Genomic DNA, 17,377 nt, shown 5'->3' with positions numbered 1-17,377 from the left:
TCATTAATTTAAATTAGTCAGGCCAAGCTTCACGATTGGCTTCATCTTTCAACTTAACAAAGTGATCAGGATTAAAGGTGATTTGGTCACCTGACTTGCCTTCCTTAACTTGACGTTCATAATCACGCAGTATGCGTAAGGCTACTGGCGATAATAGAACAATTGCTATTAAGTTAGTCAAAGCCATCAAACCCATAGATAAGTCAGCAAAGTTCCAGATAGCGGGTAAGCTTGCAACCGCTCCGACGAATACCATACCTAGTACTAAGAAGCGAAACACCATAATCATTCCTTTGGCATTTTTACTACCAGAGATAAATTCGAGGTTGGACTCGCCATAGCTATAGTTAGCAATGATCGAAGTAAATGAGAAGAAGAAAATCGCAATTGCTACAAATACCACTCCTAAATCACCAACATATTGCGATAAAGCTAGCTGCGTTAACTGAATACCTTCTTGCTCAACATCAGGATTAACCACACCTGATAAAATAATAATGGAGGCAGTCGCTGTACAAATCACTAGGGTATCAATAAACACCCCTAACATCTGCATAAACCCTTGGACCGCTGGATGATCAGGACTACTCTTAGCAGTCGCCGCGGCATTAGGTGCTGACCCCATACCGGCTTCGTTCGAGAATAAACCGCGCTTGATACCGTTGATCATAGCTTGGGCGATACCATAACCTATCACTCCACCTGCTGCCTGCTCAAAACCAAATGCCGACTTAACAATCAGCACGATCGCTGCTGGAAACTGGCTAAAGTTGGTGACAATAATGAATAATGCCAACAAGATATATAAAATCGCCATTACGGGTACTACTTTTCCCGCAATGCGAGCTACTGAACGTAAGCCACCAAATACTACGGGCGCTACTAACACTACTAATACTAGACCAGTCATCCAAGTTGGCACCCCAAAGGCTTCATGAGTGGCCTGAGCGATAGTATTAGACTGCACGCCATTGAATGCTAAGCCAAAAGCGATTAGCAGACAAATAGAGAAAAACACTGCCATCCAGCGCTGACCTAGACCTTTTTCAATATAATAAGCAGGTCCACCACGATAGACATTGTCATCAGTATGAGGAACTTTATAGGCTTGCGCTAAAGTCGACTCAATAAAACTAGTCGACATCCCTACTATAGCGGTCATCCACATCCAAAAAACCGCTCCTGGACCACCAAGATAAATAGCAATCGCTACTCCTGCTAAGTTACCAGTCCCTACTCGAGCGGCTAGCGAGGTCATTAGCGCCTCAAAGGAGCTGATGCCCCCATCTTTGCGACCTTGATTAGAGGTTCGTAATAACTGCCACATATGACCAAAGTGGCGAAACTGTACAAAACGAGTAGCAAGGGTAAAATAGACACCTGCGCCAATCAGTACGAACATCAATAATCCATACCAAGGATTACCAACAATCAACCAATCATTGTTGCCCCAGATGACACTTACGCCATAGTTTACAATGTCGTTAAACCAACCTGCTATCCCTTCACTCATATTACGCTCCACACTTATATTTTGTATAGGAGACCTGTTGATATCATCAGTGATATTAATCAGATCCTAATGTCTTTATGACTCTCAGTCACTTATTCATAGTGTTTTAACTGGTTTTGTTTAACACTAATAAATAACAACTTCATATGTTTCAAGGTAACTGAGATATATCATGTGGCGGCATTTTAGCTGAATATGAATCATTAGATCGTTTTTTTCTCTTATCCTACAAATTTTAAACATTATATAAATAGCCACTTGCCCAGCTTCTGCTTGATCATCATCGCTGATATAGAGAAAAAATACTTGTAGATTGTATTTAGAATCAAATATTTAGAGCGCTTAGTTGGTTTGAATGAGCTAATTACTGCGTCCTATAAAAATTAATTATCACTTCAAAAACTTTATTTATAAAATAGCTGCCATTTATTCTCAGTAAGCTTTATTATATTTATAATAATAAAACCATAATAGAAACAGGGTTTTATTCAAGCATAGGCATCAGTAATCACATCAGCAGTATTTGCAGTATTTGCAGTATTTGCAGTATTTGCAGTATTTGCAGTATTTGCAGTATTTGCAGTATTTGCAGTATTTGCAGTATTTGCAGTATTTGCAGTATTTGCAATATATAAATGGTTGCTAGCTAATTAGCAGTAAACATTTAGTTACAAAAAGTAAAGTAAATATTTTTATTGTTAATTGGATGAAATTTTTATATATTCTTTATCGGTGAATTACTACCGTTCATGTGAGTATGGTAATAAAGAGTAATCAAGCATTAAACAGCATTGTTAAAAATACAAGGGATGAGATGAAAATACACAGTCAAGGCTACCGGATTTGTATCCAGGTAAGCCAAAGTAAAGACTGTGATAGTCGATCAATGAAGCACTTCACGGTTAGCTTTTGCTAATTAGCGCTTTGATCGGGGATGAATTAGGTATCTACACTTCAGTCACTTGCTCACTTAAACAATGAAAAACCCCATTTGAAGCAGCAGTCCATAATTGGACCAAAAAACAAGGAGTTGATTATGAATGATTCACAAGTAGAACGAATTATGAATAATCCAAAGTTTCAAGAAATGGTAAGTAAAAAGCGCCGACTGAGCTGGACATTAACGGCAATTATGCTGTTTGTCTACGTCGGTTTCATGCTGTTGGTCGGCTACAACAAAGCATTTTTAGCATCCTCGTTCAATGGTGGTGTCACTACTTGGGGCATTCCTCTAGGTTTAGGGATTATTGTACTGTCCTTTATCTTATGTGCCGTGTATTCCTATATTGCCAATCATAAACTTGATCCCCTCAATGAAGAAACTCTCAAGGAAATTGAGGCTATCGCGCACGAAAAAGGAACACTTTAAAATGAAAGGGATGTCACTTAAAGCGATAACAATTGCATTCGTAGGTATCTGTTGCTACACCATGGCTCTTGCGGCTCCTGACATGGGTATTGCAGAGCAACAGGCCACGAATTGGCCGGCGATCATTATGTTTATGATCTTTGTCGGTTTTACGCTAATAATTACTAAATGGGCCGCTGGGCAAACACAGTCAACTGAAGATTTTTATACTGCAGGCGGTGGAATCAGTGGTTTTCAGAATGGTTTAGCGATTGCAGGTGACTACATGTCAGCGGCGTCGTTCCTAGGTATTTCAGCTTTGGTGTTCAGTTCAGGCTTTGACGGCTTACTCTACTCCCTCGGTTTCATGGTCGGTTGGCCTATTGTGTTATTTCTTATTGCTGAACGCTTAAGAAACCTAGGTAAATACAACCTGTCCGATGTGGTGTCCTTTCGTTTGGCAGAAAAACCTGTGCGAACATTGGCGGCCTTCAGCTCTTTAGTAGTAGTGGCTTTTTATCTGATTGCTCAAATGGTAGGTGCTGGACAGTTGATCAAGCTACTTTTTGGCTTGAACTATAATATTGCCGTAGTGGTTGTAGGCCTATTAATGATGGCTTATGTTCTCTTTGGTGGCATGCTTGCTACCACTTGGGTACAGATTATTAAAGCAGTACTGCTACTGAGTGGTGCAACCTTCATGGCCTTTATGGTGATGAAATCTGTTAATTTTAGCTTCAGTAATATGTTCAATCAAGCTATCGGGGTTTATAGTCAAGCACATAATACAGGCTTAGCTGACGCGATCAAAATCATGGGACCTGGCAAGCTAACTGAAAACCCAATTGATGCATTATCGCTTGGTCTTGCGCTGATGTTCGGTACAGCAGGGTTACCTCATATCTTGATGCGCTTTTTTACAGTGAAGGATGCTAAAGAAGCTCGCAAATCTGTTGTGGTCGCCACAGGATTTATTGGTTATTTCTATCTATTGACCTTTATTATTGGTTTTGGAGCCATTCTATTTGTGGCGAACAACCCACAATTTCTTGATCTTGCCAAATCAGCAACTACTGGCCAGTTAGAGTTAATGGGTGGTAACAACATGGCGGCCATTCACTTAAGTGAGGCGCTAGGTGGCGATTTATTTATGGGCTTTATCTCAGCCGTCGCCTTTGCAACCATTCTTGCGGTAGTAGCCGGTTTGACCCTTTCAGGCGTCTCTGCTATTTCACATGACTTATATGCTAACGTGTTTAAAAAAGGTCAAACTACCCCTGAATCTGAAATGAAAATGTCTAGAATTGCCACTTTAGGATTGGGCGTCTTTGCGATGATTTTAGGTATCGTCTTCGAAAAACAAAACGTCGCTTTCATGGTGGGTTTGGCATTTTCAGTGGCCGCTTGTGCTAACTTTCCAATCTTGATATTGTCTATGTTCTGGAAAGGTTTTACCACACGCGGTGCAGTAGTTGGTGGTGTTGTAGGGCTAGTAGGTGCTGTTGGCTTGATTATTTTATCTAAAGCCGTTTGGGTTGATACGCTTGGGATTTCTGATACTGCGCCAAATCCATTCAATGGTCCCGCATTATTTGCTATGCCCCTTTCATTCCTATGCTGTTGGTTTTTCTCAGTAACTGATAAATCGGCTCGTGCAGAAAAAGAACGTAAGGCATTTGATGCTCAGTTTGTTCGTTCGCAAACGGGCATTGGCATATCTGGTGCTTCTGACCACTAATACATTAATGGTTATCTAGTACATTAATGGTTATAGCAGTCTCTTTATTATGGTGCTATTCATCACTCACAGGCAGTAGCTTGTGAGTGATTTTTTATAGAAATTTATAGCGTTAGCAAGCTCACAACCTCTGTTGTTTCTATTAAATAAATATTTAGTTACATAAAGTAATTTAAATTCATTTATTGTTAACGTTGCATATATTTCCTAGAGGTTTACAATGGACAATTATAGTAACTCCATTACGTAGTGATGGAATTAAAACTATTAGCTTATCAATTATTACGTTTAGAAGACACTGCGTCTATTTTGCTTGTGCTATAGCTTCATTATTTAATTAGATAGATTGTTTTTGCTATCTTTAGTACTATTGAACCAGTGTTTAATATTTTTATAAATTAATGCTATATTTTTTATATAATCGTGGCCAGTTATTTGGATTTATTAAATTATTTTGTTAAGTTTAGAGTCACAGCATAGCCGCCTATCTCGTTAAGGGAAAAACGGTACATTATAAATGCTGGGTATATTCCAACCATCCACCCTGTTGTACATCAGACAAAAGGAGTTGTCATATGGAGAAGTATAACGATCCATCTGGTTATTGGCGCGCCAATATCCGTCTTATTATAGGTAGCCTTATTATTTGGGCACTGTGCTCATATGGGTTTGGTATCTTGTTACGTCCCTTGATTTCAGGTATTAAAATCGGCGGTACTGATTTAGGCTTTTGGTTTGCTCAACAAGGGTCGATTGGCATATTCATCATCTTAATTTTCTTCTACGCTTGGCGTATGAATAAGTTAGATAAACAATATGGCGTAGACGAGGAATAGCCCTATGAGTCAATTTACTATTAATATCATTTTTGTAGGTCTATCTTTCGCTTTATACTTCGGTATTGCTTGGTGGGCACGTGCAGGTTCAACTAGTGAGTTCTATGTTGCTGGCGGCGGTGTGCATCCAGTAGTCAACGGAATGGCAACGGCAGCTGATTGGATGAGTGCTGCGTCATTTATCTCAATGGCAGGTATTATTGCAACTAGTGGTTACGGCGCATCAACGTACTTGATGGGTTGGACTGGTGGTTATGTTCTACTAGCCATGCTGCTAGCCCCTTACTTACGTAAATTCGGTAAGTTCACGGTTCCTGACTTTATTGGCGACCGTTTTTACTCTAAGACTGCTGCTATGATAGCCGTGGTCTGTTTGATTATTGCTTCTACTACTTATGTTATCGGTCAGATGACTGGTGCTGGTGTTGCATTCTCACGCTTCTTAGAAGTTGAAAGCACAACTGGTCTTATTATCGCTGCTGTAGTGGTATTCTTCTATGCCGTACTTGGTGGTATGAAAGGGATTACTTACACTCAGGTTGCTCAGTACGTAGTACTGATGATTGCTTATACTATCCCTGCAGTATTTATTTCGCTTGAGTTGACGGGTAACCCGATCCCTGGTTTAGGCTTGTTCTCAAACCACGTAGAATCTGGCGTTCCGATCTTGACTAAGCTGAACCAAGTTGTTACTGACTTAGGTTTTACCTCTTATACAGCTGACGTACCTAACAAGCTAAATATGGTGTTATTTACTCTATCTCTAATGATAGGTACAGCAGGTCTGCCACACGTTATCATTCGTTTCTTCACAGTCCCTAAAGTTGCTGACGCACGTTGGACAGCTGGTTGGACTTTAGTGTTTATTTCGCTACTATATTTTACTGCTCCAGCAGTAGGTGCTATGGCGCGTTTAAACTTAATCGACACTATCTACCCACAAGGCGTAGAACAGCCTGCTATTGAGTATAATCAGCGTCCTGATTGGATGAATACTTGGGAAGAGACAGGTCTTATCAAGTATAACGACTTGAATAATGACGGTCGCATTCAGTTATATAGCGATAGTGGACTTGGCGCCGCTGAGCTCGCATTAAAAGCAGCACAAGCTGACGGCGGCGACATTGCTGCGGCTACAACTGCAGTTGATGAAGCACGTGTCAAGCATGACTTAGAGCGTGATGGCGTCTTTACTGACAGAGGTTGGGCAGGTAACGAGTTAGACGTGAACGCTGATATCTTAGTATTAGCTAACCCAGAAATTGCCCAGTTACCAGGTTGGGTTATCGGTCTTATCGCCGCAGGTGGTTTGGCAGCAGCATTATCAACAGCAGCTGGCCTACTACTCGCAATCTCATCAGCGATCAGTCATGACTTGATCAAAAGAAACCTTAATCCGAACATCAGTGATAAAGACGAGTTAAAATATGCTCGTATCACTATGGGCGTAGCGATCGTGGTTGCCACTTACTTAGGTATTAATCCACCAGGATTTGCCGCACAAGTAGTAGCCCTAGCCTTTGGCATTGCGGGTGCTTCACTGTTCCCAGTACTAATGATGGGTATTTTCTCTAAGCGTATTAACAACCTTGGCGCTATCGCCGGTATGTTAACGGGTTTGATTAGTATCTTAGTCTATATCTTTATGTTTAAAGGTTGGTTCTTCATCACTGGTACTGCAAACTTCCCTGATACTGAAGAGTACTGGTTGTTTGGTATCTCGCCATTATCATTTGGTGCGGTCGGTGCCTTGCTTAACTTTATCGTAGCGTTCGCTGTATCTTACGCTACTGCGCCACCACCAGCACATATCCAAGAGTTGGTTGAAAGCGTACGTTCTCCACGTGGTGCTGGCGGTGCCATTGACCATTAAGCTATAGATATAATAAGCTTAAATGTTAAAGATATCGTTAGTTACTCTATCTATCACTCACAGGCAGTAGCTGCTTGTGAGTGATTTTTTTATCCTAAGGTTATAAAGTAGCTTTGATTGAGGTAAACTTTATGACGACTCATTATTGTGTTAAATGCGCCTAGGGCGTTAAGGACAGCTGTTATGCTATTTGAGTTTATCGCTACTATAGCTGCCGGTTTCGGCTTAGCTGGTGTGGCACTGATTATAACTCACCTATCCAAATTGGCAGGTAAACGGGCGCCAAAATGGCTTATTCCTTTGTTTGGTGCTATTGGTATTTTTGCTTTTCAAATAAATCAAGAATACAACTGGTTCAGCCAACAAGTTGCCGAACTTCCTAAAGGAGTAACGGTTGTTAAAAAAGTTGAAGAAAGCACTTGGTTTCGTCCTTGGTCCTATGTGAAACCGCAAACTTTTCGCTTTATAGCCGCCGACGCTGACAATGCACGTGCCAATGCAGATAACAAAAACATGTATTTGGTTAACTTATATCTGTTTGAGCGCCGTAGAAGTGTCCAACAGATGCCGCAAGTTATAGATTGCGCTACTCCTGCACGTGCAGATTATGTTCTACAAGAAAAAGACAGTACGCTGAGCATTGATGATCATGTCAAGCAAACCACTGCATGGCGGCCGTTGACTAAAGACGATCCCATATTTATCAGCGTATGTTCGAAGAGAACTTAGCTACTGATGAATAGTGATGTTTAGAATTAGCTCCTAATAGCAGACCGGCGCATAGACCACCAAAGTGCGCCGCAAAGGAGATACCTTGCTGGGGCATTAGTCCTTGTTTAATAGTAAACCAAAACCCTGCACCCATAACGATACAAGCTAATAAATAGCCCCATCGTCTCGCAAATACCGCTCCCCCTATCATAAACCCTAGCATCGCAAAACAAAGTCCTGAAGCACCGATATGAATAGATGATTCCGACCCTATCAACCATGTCATCACTCCTGAGGCAATTATAAGCTTCAAAATCGTGCGATAAGCATTGTTCTCAAACAAGCCAAATAGAAAAAGTATCTGCAGCAATGTTAAGCTATTACCTATGATGTGAGTAATGTCACCATGCATAGTCCAAGAGGCAAAAACCCCTACTATACTGCGTAAATCAAAAGTGCGCGGGGCAATACCGAATATATTCCATAAGCCAAATAAAAAGATATTATTGACGAAAAACAGAACCCACATAGGGACGAGTACAAAGGCATATAAACCAATGACTTGCTTTAAGCGCACTATAATTAAAGAGAGCAAAGATTGCCAGTTCATAGATAAATAGCCTATTATTATTGTAAATATACAATCTTAGTAATTTACAGACAAAACAGCGGGTTCGACAGGCACAAAGGAGAGTAGTGAAGCATCTTTATCGCCTGTTGAGTAGTTATTAGCATGTAGTAGTGAAGTTGAATGATATGGCACTAAGGCGGTTGGCACAAAGTTACGTGCAGCATCAATGTGCTTGATAGAGTCATCAAAGAAAATATGCGGTGCAAAAGTCTTTAGTACGGCTGTTTTATCAAGACCTCCTAGGAAAAAAGCCATATCGACGTCTACCCCCCATTGTCGCAGAGTCTTTATCGCTCGTAAATCTGCCGGTGCATTACGGGCCGTTACTAAAGCGATGTTAATAGGTCGATGATCCATGTGCGCAGGTAAACGCTCCTGTAACTTCGATAACTTAATCAACAGCTCAGCATAAGGACCTTTTTCAATCGGTAAATCACGCATCTGTGCTTCACGGTCATGAAAAGCCTTTAGACCCTTCTGCTTATACAATAGCTCTCCTGAGTCATCAAACAGTACCGCATCACCATCAAAAGCTATCCGCAGCTGCTCGGTGTCTAACTCATAAGTATTTACTGGGGTAGCATCAAGGATAGCACAAGCACAAATATTGGCATCAGCGACTTGCTGAGCGTCATTACGATTAGTAGTCAAAAACAAATCAATATTAAAATCATTAATGTAAGGCGCTACTAAACTACCCGATATAAAGGCTGAACGTGAAATACTCAGACCATGCTCACGAATGGCGTTGAGCACTTGTATACCAGTATCAGGACTACTCTTGGAGACGATTACTACTTCGACCAAAGGAGCCTGAAGATCTATATCTGGCTGAGTGCAATCATGGCAATAGTTATTGAGGTTAAGCAAAGCTTTTATAAGTGGGTAGCCCGCTCCTATAGCCAAAGGCTCATTCTCACGCTCAGCCATATAGTCACGAAACTCTTTTATAGCTTGGTTAGGACGGTGCTCAAGCAACTGTAGCAGATGGTTTTCTGATTCAGATAAATCAAATAAAGCAGTGGCAGAAATAGCCACTATCAAGGTATTACTAAAATCGACTGACATAATTTTCTACTTATATAAAAACTTATATTTTGAATGATTACTTTAAGCTAAGTTTACTACAGTAGCAAAATATATAATGATGATAAAAGTTGCTATCGCGTCATAGCCCGATAATAAATGTAGATACTTAATGCGTAAATACAAACTTTAGCCCAAAAAAAAGACTGCGATAGCAGTCTTTTTTATTTCCGACTGGGACGCATTATACGCAGATTAAAGGCTCGGTCAAGCTTAGTCTAAGATTTAATTTACCTTCGCCTAATGATTTTCCCATTAGTTGATGCTTATCATGGGTTTAGGGTTTGTGCTGGGGTTTGTTTATTATTTATAGCTTACCTATCTTTTCAAAAAACGTTCTATAAGCGGCTGCTTTTTTGTCTAAAGCTAGCGGATAAGCACGTGAAGTAGAAGGCAGTCTATATAAAGTCAAATCACTGACATAGTCTGTGACTCCGTTTTTATCATGCCATTGGTAAGGATAATCAATGCTCTGGTTAGTCTTAGGATATTTGGACTTGATCGGTGGTGACGGTAATAAGTTCAGTAATACTTCTGTGGCCTTACCACCAGTAGTAAATAATGCACTCACCTTTGGCACTTGTAGCAATACCTCATCTAGATTAACAGTAGTGACTACCGTTAAGTTCTTGTCAGAGGCGTTGCCGGTTTCGCGGATAGCTTGTTTGACTGTAGGGCAAGAAGCTATACCACGCTCAAATAGAAAAGCCCGGATACGTTCAGGATCAAAGCGCTTCTCATCCCCTACTCTAAAGTAGTTAACGTCGTCAAAGAACACTTTGCCATAAATTCGCCACATGTCATTATAAAAATTAGGATAATGAAAGCTCATAGCCCATTTATCGCTAGTGGGTGGAAAAGTACCCATCATCATAACTGTAGCATCAGGCGGTAGCACTGGTGCAAAAGGATGGTCTTCTATTTGTGCTGCTGATAAGTTCAAATCAGTAGTAGCATTACTAGCAGAATTATTACTGCCATTATTATTATTCAATGATGATTTGGTCATGATATTCTCCATCAGAAAAGTGGTTTTTTTGCTATCATAGCATACGATCAAAAACTAGAGAGTTATCCATGAGTGACCTAAATAACGGTGCCAATAGCAAATTACATATTACGGTAATCAATCATCCCTTAGTACGCCATAAACTGAGCTTGATGCGTGAAAAGGACTGTAGTACTTATAAGTTTCGTACTTTGACCAAAGAGCTTGCTCGCCTGATGGCTTATGAAGCAAGCCGTGACTTCGAGATTGAGACTTTTCCTATCCAAGGCTGGTGTGGTGAGATCGACGGTGAGCAGATTATCGGCAAGACCGTAACCGTAGTACCTATATTACGTGCCGGTCTTGGCATGTTAGAAGGGGTACTCGACTTGATCCCAACGGCAAAAATATCAGTTGTCGGTCTACAGCGTGATGAAGAAACCCTACAACCAGTACCTTTCTTTGAAAAATTCGTTAGCCATATGGACAAACGCCCAGCATTGATTATTGATCCTATGCTAGCGACTGGCGGTTCAATGATTGCTACTATTGAGATGTTAAAAAAACACGGTTGTAAGAATATCAAAGCTTTAGTACTAGTAGCCGCTCCTGAAGGAGTACGCTTAGTCAATGAAGCACATCCTGACGTGACTATTTATACTGCCGCATTAGACAGTCATTTGGATGAACGCGGATATATTATCCCAGGACTTGGTGATGCTGGCGATAAGATTTTTGGTACTAGACAGATTGGCGGTGAATAGTAGTGCTAGGGTCAGTCCTCAATAGGACGGATGGCTATTAACAGTAGGTTTTTAGGATACATTAGCAATCAAATTTCGCTAAATTACATGCTAAGTTATACGTTAAAGCATAAAAACCGAGTTGATAGCAGCACAATCAATCAAGGTAAACTCCATAAAAACTAATTTAATAAACGCAAAACTGCTAAATTAAGGATGACATATGAATGTTTTGATTACTGGTGCAAGTGCAGGATTTGGTGAAGCCTTAGCCAAGCTATTAGTTGCCAAAGGTCATAAAGTGATCGGCTGTGCTCGACGCTTAGATAGACTAAATGCGCTAGCAGAAGATTTGGGTGAGTTATTTTTACCAGTGGTTATGGATGTTACTGATATTGCTGCTATCCCGAAAATATTAGCTGACTTGCCTGCCGGTTTTAAGCAAATTGACGTGCTCGTTAATAATGCTGGACTGGCACTTGGTACTGAGCCTGCTCATAACAGCGATCTGGCTGATTGGACACGAATGGTCGATACTAATGTCAAAGGTCTAATGGCAGTAACTCATGCTGTGTTGCCAGCGATGGTTGAACGCGATAGTGGCTATATCATTAACGTTGGCTCTATTGCTGGCAATTGGCCTTATTACGGTGGGAACGTCTACGGGGCAACCAAATCCTTTGTAAAGCAGTTCAGTCTAAACTTACGAGCCGATCTATTGGGTACCCAAGTGCGAGTCACTAATCTTGAGCCAGGCAATATCGCTGGTACAGAATTCTCAAACGTGCGTTATCACGGTGACGACGACAAGGCGGCTAAGGTTTATAGCGGCTTTAAAAATATGACTGGCGATGATATCGGCGATATCTTGTTATGGCTAATCGAATCTCCGGCTCATATCAATGTCAATCGCTTGGAAGTGATGCCAGTGGCACAAACTTATAACGGCTTAACTATTGCCAAAAATGATAGCTAGTTAACGCAGCTCATAACAACGCAGCAGCACATCAGTATTAGCTAATATTGCTGTGCTCCCTGTCTTTTGCTCGACCTTATGATGCATAATCTCATGACTGATATGGTGCTCATCTACTAATCGTAAATCATCAAAACCTAAAATCAATACCTCATTACGTATACGTTCGCTGGTGCGCTTGTTGTGGCGTAGTGGAAAGCCTAGTACTCGCTTACTAGCGACTCGTATCTGATTAATAATAAGTGCTTGCGGGTTTATTAATAGCGACTTGCCAGCATCACGTTTGAGCTTTTGCGCACCCACAATTACTGTAGCTGGATTAAGAGTAGTAGTAAAAAACTTTTCTTGCCGAGCTTTTTTCGGCATATTACCTGCCATAAATGCTATCTGCTCTAAAGGTAAATACTGCGTATGACGCATTAATTCATTGCGAAACAATACGGGTATATCCCTATTAAAGCTGTCTTCAGACTGCCCATAGAGTGCAGCAAAACTGTGTTGAATATAACGTCCAAATATCGAAGCCGTAATCCATTCTTGATAAGTATCGTTAGCCTGTAGCTGCTTAGTAAATAGATAAGGATCTGGGCTAACCTTACCTAATAGCATGGCCATTAATAAGGACTGCGCATTATCGAATGTCTGCTGCTCCCAGACTTGCGGATAAAGACTGTTATCAAGCTCTGGTAGCGTCGCTTTGCTCATCAATCGATATCCTTTTATTTATTAAAAAACAATGACCACTAGTGTTCTGTGTTGACGGATAGAGCTTTTTATAAATCTGCTTTATGTTAAAGTCAGATAAAAATAACCGCGATGCGAATAACCGTTTGGCAAGGTTTACTAAATCTTGATTATTAACCCTTTTACTATAACAAGCTATCAATAATAAAATAATGAGCCAGCTGTGTATCAATGACCCAGAGCAAGCACGAGCTATTTACTACAGCTATAGCGCTGAGACCCCCTCGAAGTTAATGGAAAATATGCCTACTATCCTTGCCAAGCAATATCAATTGCAAACTATTCATGTCCTCGCCGTGGACGGCACGCCATTACCGATTTCAGTGATTGGCAATGGCATGCCCGTATTAATGCTACATGCCTTTGGTATGGATACCCGGCAATTTTTGCCTTTTATTCTGCCCTTAACCAACCACTATCGTTTTTATTTGCCACACTTTCGCGGCTTTGGCTTAGCAACAGCGCTGACGTTGCCAAACTTTGACTTTATAGAGCAATACGCTGAAGATACCGAGCAAGTATTAAAACATATCACTATAGAAAATAATGCTGCCACTGTATCTGTAGCAGGTATTTCGATGGGTGCCCTAGTGATGTGGGCTTACTTTAGGCGCTTTGGTACTAGTAAAGTCAGCCGTTACCTTAATATTGACCAAGCGCCTATTATCCATAATCAATCAGACTGGCAAGGTGGACTATTCGGGGTGCGGCAAGCAGAGTTATTTGCTAAGTTTGATAAGGTAATTAATGACACTGCGCCTTATCTAGCTATTGATGACTTTCGTCACTTACCTTTTGCTTTAAAGAGTGGCTTATTAGAGATGGAGAAAGCCTTTTCATTGCTGTCTGTTGGACGCCGTCATTCGCAATTAGTAGTGAAGACACTTAACCACCGCGCTCCCCATCAAGTGGCGCTGATGACTCATGCTACTTGGCAACATAAGCTGCGCTGCCTAGCGGCTTATATACAATTGCCCTTTGACTATCGTGATACTTTAGCAGCGGTAGATATTCCAACTACCCTACTGATCGGTGGCCGCTCACAGTTATACCAGCCAAAATGGCAGCAGCGTTTAGCCGATATGCTCCCGAATGCCACTACTCACCTATTACCTAAATCAGGTCATGCGGTGCCGATGGATGCGCCCGTTGGGTTTTATCGGGCTTTAAAAAAGTTTTTGCAAAGCTCGTAACTTCATTACTGTCTCCGTTACTTTCTTAGTTACTGCCTCAGTTGTTGTCTTAGTTATCGTCTTAGTTACTAGCTCATATAATACACTTAACATTTGCTAACTGTGCTTTACAACATATCATAGTAATTGCTGCCTCCTATCTCTATACTAAAATGAGTTTGCGAAGGTAAGCGTCGCCATACAATTTATCGTTAGATATAACTCATTACTCTCATAGTTTACAAGGATGAAATCATGCCCTACATTACGGTAGACACCCAAAACGATCACCCTGTCGAGCTTTATTATGAGGTGCAAGGTACTGGTAAGCCTGTGGTGCTAATTCATGGCTGGCCGCTTAGTGGACGAGCATGGGAAAAGCAAACTCCTGCGTTAGTTGAGGCCGGATATCAAGTTATCACTTATGATAGGCGCGGTTTTGGTCAGTCTTCTAAGCCATGGGAGGGCTATGACTACGATACTTTAGCCCAAGACTTAAAAGCACTGATGGACAAGCTTGATCTACAAGACGCAGCTATCCTTGGATTCTCAATGGGTGGCGGTGAAGTCGCCCGCTATCTTAGTCAGTATGGTTCAGAGCGGGTTAGCAAAGCAATATTAGCCTCTGCTGTGCCTCCTTATCTATTCAAAACTGCTGACAATCCTGATGGGGGTTTAGAAGAGCAGGATGTGCAAGAATTTTTAGAGGGGGTAAGCGGTGATCGTCTTGCCTTTTTAAATGACTTTACTAAGAACTTCTTTACCCCAAAAGACGGTAAGCTATTAGTCAGTAAACCTATGCGATTATATAACCGTGATATCGCGGCATACGCTTCTCCTAAAGCGACTTATGAGTGCGTCAAGTCATTCGCTTATACTGACTTTCGTGAGGACTTAAAAACATTCGATGTGCCGACGTTAGTCATTCATGGTAATGCTGATGCTATCGTACCGCTTGAGGTTAGTGGTAAACGTTCACACGATATGATTGCAGACAGTCAGCTGCACATTGTAGAAGGTGGCCCACATGGTATCAATGCTACTCATCCTGAAGAGTTTAACCGAGTATTAATTGACTTTTTAAATAGCTAACCGTCATTCATAGTTAATAAAAAAGCGACCTCGATAGGTCGCTTTTTGGTTGGCTAAATACAATATATAACCTTTTTAAAATCAATCCGCTAAAGCTTTAATCAGCTTAAATCGAGGCACTTGCTTGCCATCATGCGTTACCGTTTCAGCAAACATCGATAGCGGTCGCACCCAAACGCCATACTCACCGTATAGACAACGATAAACCACTAAAGATTCTTCGGTCTCTGAGTGCTGCGCTGTATGCAATACTTGATATTCATTACCTTTGTAATGCTGATAGATACCTTGTGGGATGGTTTGAGACATGACAAGTTCCTAATTTTAAAAATTATTAGTTTTTATTGATAAAAAAAGGCCAAGCATCAATGCTGACCTGATTTTTACTAAGCTTTATACAATCCTTAACCTACCGTAACCTTGGCATAAGCTTTCTTGCCAGCTTGGATAACAACCGTCTGTCCCGAGGTTAAGCTAAAGCCCCCATCGACCACTTCGCCATCAACTTTGACTGCGCCACGTTTGATCATATCTTTCGCCGCTGAGCTGTTTTTGGTAAGACCTGCTTGGTTTAAGATCTGAGTGATGAATAGCGCCTCTTGCCCTTCTAAATCTAAAGTCACTTCTGGCAAATCCACTGGCAATTCGCCATCGGCTAGTACATTACCTGCAGATTTGTGCGCATTGGTAGCAGCGTCAGCGTCATGAAAACGCTCAATTAACTCTTCAGCGAGAATACGTTTGATTTCTTGTGGGTTACGACCTTTTTCCATCTCTTCTAGCAAAGCTTCCACTTCTTCCATTGGCTTAAAGCTTAAAAACTCAAAGTAACGACGGATTAGAGTATCTGGCATAGAGAGGATTTTTTGGTACATAGTGCCTGGAGCATCATAAATAGCGACATAGTTGCCTAAGGATTTAGACATCTTATTAACGCCATCTAACCCTTCTAAGATAGGCACAGTAATACAAACTTGTTGCTCTTGACCATAACGGCCCTGCAAAGTGCGACCCATCAGCAAATTAAAGGTCTGATCAGTACCACCAAGCTCAACGTCAGCTTTAAGAGCGATAGAATCATAGCCTTGCACTAGCGGATAGAGGAACTCGTGAATAGAGATAGGCGTTTGTGAGGCATAACGTTTAGAGAAGTCATCACGCTCAAGCATGCGCGAAACGGTTTGTTGGCTGGCCAGCTGAATCATATCAGCGGCTGACATATCGTTAAACCATTCCGAGTTAAAAACCACGCGGGTTTTCTCTTTATCCAAAATCTTAAACACTTGCTCTGCATAAGTCTTAGCATTGGCTTTAATTTGTTCATCGGTTAACGGTGGACGAGTAGAATTCTTACCAGAAGGATCACCAATCTTGGCGGTATAGTCGCCGATTAAGAAATAAATTTCGTGACCTAAATCTTGGAAATGCTTGAGCTTATTAATCAATACCGTGTGACCCAAATGTAGATCAGGCGCCGTAGGATCGAAACCGGCCTTAATACGCAAAGGACGGTTTAACTTCAGCTTCGCCACTAAATCATCGGTAGATAAAATCTCTTGGGTGCCACGCTGAATAAGGGCAAGCTGTTCTTCTACTGTGTATGAGTGGTCAGTCATAATGATCTCTTTATAGTCTTTTTTGAATGATTGGTACATCCCGAAAGTTTATAGCCTCGTAGCTGTACAAAAAAATGTTAGAATTTGGCAGATATACTAGCGTTTTTTGAGATAAATTGCCATTAGTAAGCAGTCGGATGACACCAGACAATAACGACCTCTACTTTATTCACGCTATAAGCTAGTAGTAAACAGACGATAAAAACGCATAAATCATAAGCAGATAATAATTAGATAGTAATTAGATAGTAATTAGATAAACCTTAAATAAAGGCCTAAAACACCTAATGGAATTTTACTTATAGCTACG

At 41.0% G+C, this 17,377-nt stretch carries 16 protein-coding genes; 9 read left to right on the top strand and 7 right to left on the bottom strand.

Annotated features, from left to right (window positions below):
• Positions 1 to 13 precede the first annotated feature (13 nt).
• Entirely contained in the window at positions 14 to 1,513 is a 1,500-nt protein-coding gene (locus KPY62_RS09800) for an alanine/glycine:cation symporter family protein (RefSeq protein ID WP_216581828.1), read from the bottom strand.
• A 1,036-nt stretch (positions 1,514 to 2,549) separates the two neighbouring features.
• Here KPY62_RS09800 and KPY62_RS09795 point away from each other — a divergent pair.
• The 5 genes from KPY62_RS09795 (at position 2,550) to KPY62_RS09775 (ending at position 8,037) form a co-directional block, all read left to right on the top strand.
• A complete protein-coding gene (locus KPY62_RS09795; RefSeq protein ID WP_216581827.1) occupies positions 2,550 to 2,882 on the top strand; it encodes a DUF485 domain-containing protein in 333 nt (110 codons plus the stop codon).
• A 1-nt stretch (position 2,883) separates the two neighbouring features.
• Positions 2,884 to 4,599 (top strand): cation acetate symporter, encoded by a 1,716-nt coding sequence (locus KPY62_RS09790; protein WP_216581826.1) that lies wholly within the window; start codon positions 2,884 to 2,886, stop codon positions 4,597 to 4,599.
• A 575-nt stretch (positions 4,600 to 5,174) separates the two neighbouring features.
• Positions 5,175 to 5,435: a DUF4212 domain-containing protein gene (locus KPY62_RS09785; protein WP_216581825.1), complete on the top strand. Its 261-nt coding sequence runs from the start codon at positions 5,175 to 5,177 to the stop codon at positions 5,433 to 5,435.
• Between the two features lie 4 nt (positions 5,436 to 5,439).
• Complete coding sequence (locus tag KPY62_RS09780; protein WP_216581824.1) at positions 5,440 to 7,308, top strand: sodium:solute symporter family protein; 1,869 nt, start codon at positions 5,440 to 5,442, stop codon at positions 7,306 to 7,308.
• 183 nt (positions 7,309 to 7,491) lie between these two features.
• On the top strand, positions 7,492 to 8,037 hold the full coding sequence (locus tag KPY62_RS09775) for a hypothetical protein (RefSeq protein ID WP_216581823.1): 546 nt from the start codon (positions 7,492 to 7,494) through the stop codon (positions 8,035 to 8,037).
• On the opposite strand, the gene KPY62_RS09770 is transcribed toward KPY62_RS09775, so the two are convergent.
• The 3 genes from KPY62_RS09770 to KPY62_RS09760 form a co-directional block, all read right to left on the bottom strand.
• Positions 8,012 to 8,629 (bottom strand): rhomboid family intramembrane serine protease, encoded by a 618-nt coding sequence (locus tag KPY62_RS09770; protein ID WP_216581822.1) that lies wholly within the window; start codon positions 8,627 to 8,629, stop codon positions 8,012 to 8,014. The genes KPY62_RS09775 and KPY62_RS09770 overlap by 26 nt on opposite strands.
• A gap of 36 nt (positions 8,630 to 8,665) precedes the next feature.
• Positions 8,666 to 9,718: a 5'-nucleotidase gene (locus KPY62_RS09765; RefSeq protein WP_216581821.1), complete on the bottom strand. Its 1,053-nt coding sequence runs from the start codon at positions 9,716 to 9,718 to the stop codon at positions 8,666 to 8,668.
• 325 nt (positions 9,719 to 10,043) lie between these two features.
• Entirely contained in the window at positions 10,044 to 10,745 is a 702-nt protein-coding gene (locus tag KPY62_RS09760; RefSeq protein WP_228730644.1) for a DNA glycosylase, read from the bottom strand.
• A 68-nt stretch (positions 10,746 to 10,813) separates the two neighbouring features.
• Between KPY62_RS09760 and upp the strand changes: the two genes are divergently transcribed.
• On the top strand, positions 10,814 to 11,488 hold the full coding sequence (gene upp, locus KPY62_RS09755) for a uracil phosphoribosyltransferase (protein WP_216581820.1): 675 nt from the start codon (positions 10,814 to 10,816) through the stop codon (positions 11,486 to 11,488).
• Positions 11,489 to 11,690: 202 nt separating this feature from the next.
• Positions 11,691 to 12,443 carry an SDR family NAD(P)-dependent oxidoreductase gene (locus KPY62_RS09750; protein ID WP_216581819.1) on the top strand — a complete coding sequence of 251 codons (753 nt, stop codon included), beginning with the start codon at positions 11,691 to 11,693 and terminating at the stop codon, positions 12,441 to 12,443.
• Here KPY62_RS09750 and KPY62_RS09745 read toward each other — a convergent pair whose 3' ends face one another.
• Complete coding sequence (locus KPY62_RS09745; RefSeq protein ID WP_216581818.1) at positions 12,444 to 13,148, bottom strand: hypothetical protein; 705 nt, start codon at positions 13,146 to 13,148, stop codon at positions 12,444 to 12,446.
• Positions 13,149 to 13,339: 191 nt separating this feature from the next.
• Between KPY62_RS09745 and KPY62_RS09740 the strand changes: the two genes are divergently transcribed.
• Both KPY62_RS09740 and KPY62_RS09735 read left to right on the top strand, forming a co-directional pair.
• Complete coding sequence (locus KPY62_RS09740; RefSeq protein ID WP_228730643.1) at positions 13,340 to 14,380, top strand: alpha/beta fold hydrolase; 1,041 nt, start codon at positions 13,340 to 13,342, stop codon at positions 14,378 to 14,380.
• 234 nt (positions 14,381 to 14,614) lie between these two features.
• The gene (locus KPY62_RS09735) at positions 14,615 to 15,451 is read left to right on the top strand and encodes an alpha/beta fold hydrolase (RefSeq protein WP_216581817.1); all 837 of its coding nucleotides are present in this window, start codon (positions 14,615 to 14,617) and stop codon (positions 15,449 to 15,451) included.
• 81 nt (positions 15,452 to 15,532) lie between these two features.
• Here the strand turns inward: KPY62_RS09735 and KPY62_RS09730 are convergent, their stop codons facing one another.
• Both KPY62_RS09730 and tyrS read right to left on the bottom strand, forming a co-directional pair.
• Positions 15,533 to 15,760 (bottom strand): DUF1653 domain-containing protein, encoded by a 228-nt coding sequence (locus tag KPY62_RS09730; RefSeq protein WP_216581816.1) that lies wholly within the window; start codon positions 15,758 to 15,760, stop codon positions 15,533 to 15,535.
• 95 nt (positions 15,761 to 15,855) lie between these two features.
• Entirely contained in the window at positions 15,856 to 17,067 is a 1,212-nt protein-coding gene (gene tyrS / locus KPY62_RS09725) for a tyrosine--tRNA ligase (protein ID WP_216581815.1), read from the bottom strand.
• Positions 17,068 to 17,377: the final 310 nt, after the last annotated feature.

It is taken from the genome of Psychrobacter sp. TAE2020, from assembly GCF_018919485.1.
In the GTDB taxonomy this organism is placed as follows: Bacteria; Pseudomonadota; Gammaproteobacteria; order Pseudomonadales; family Moraxellaceae; genus Psychrobacter.
This window is presented reverse-complemented; position numbering and strand designations above follow the sequence as displayed.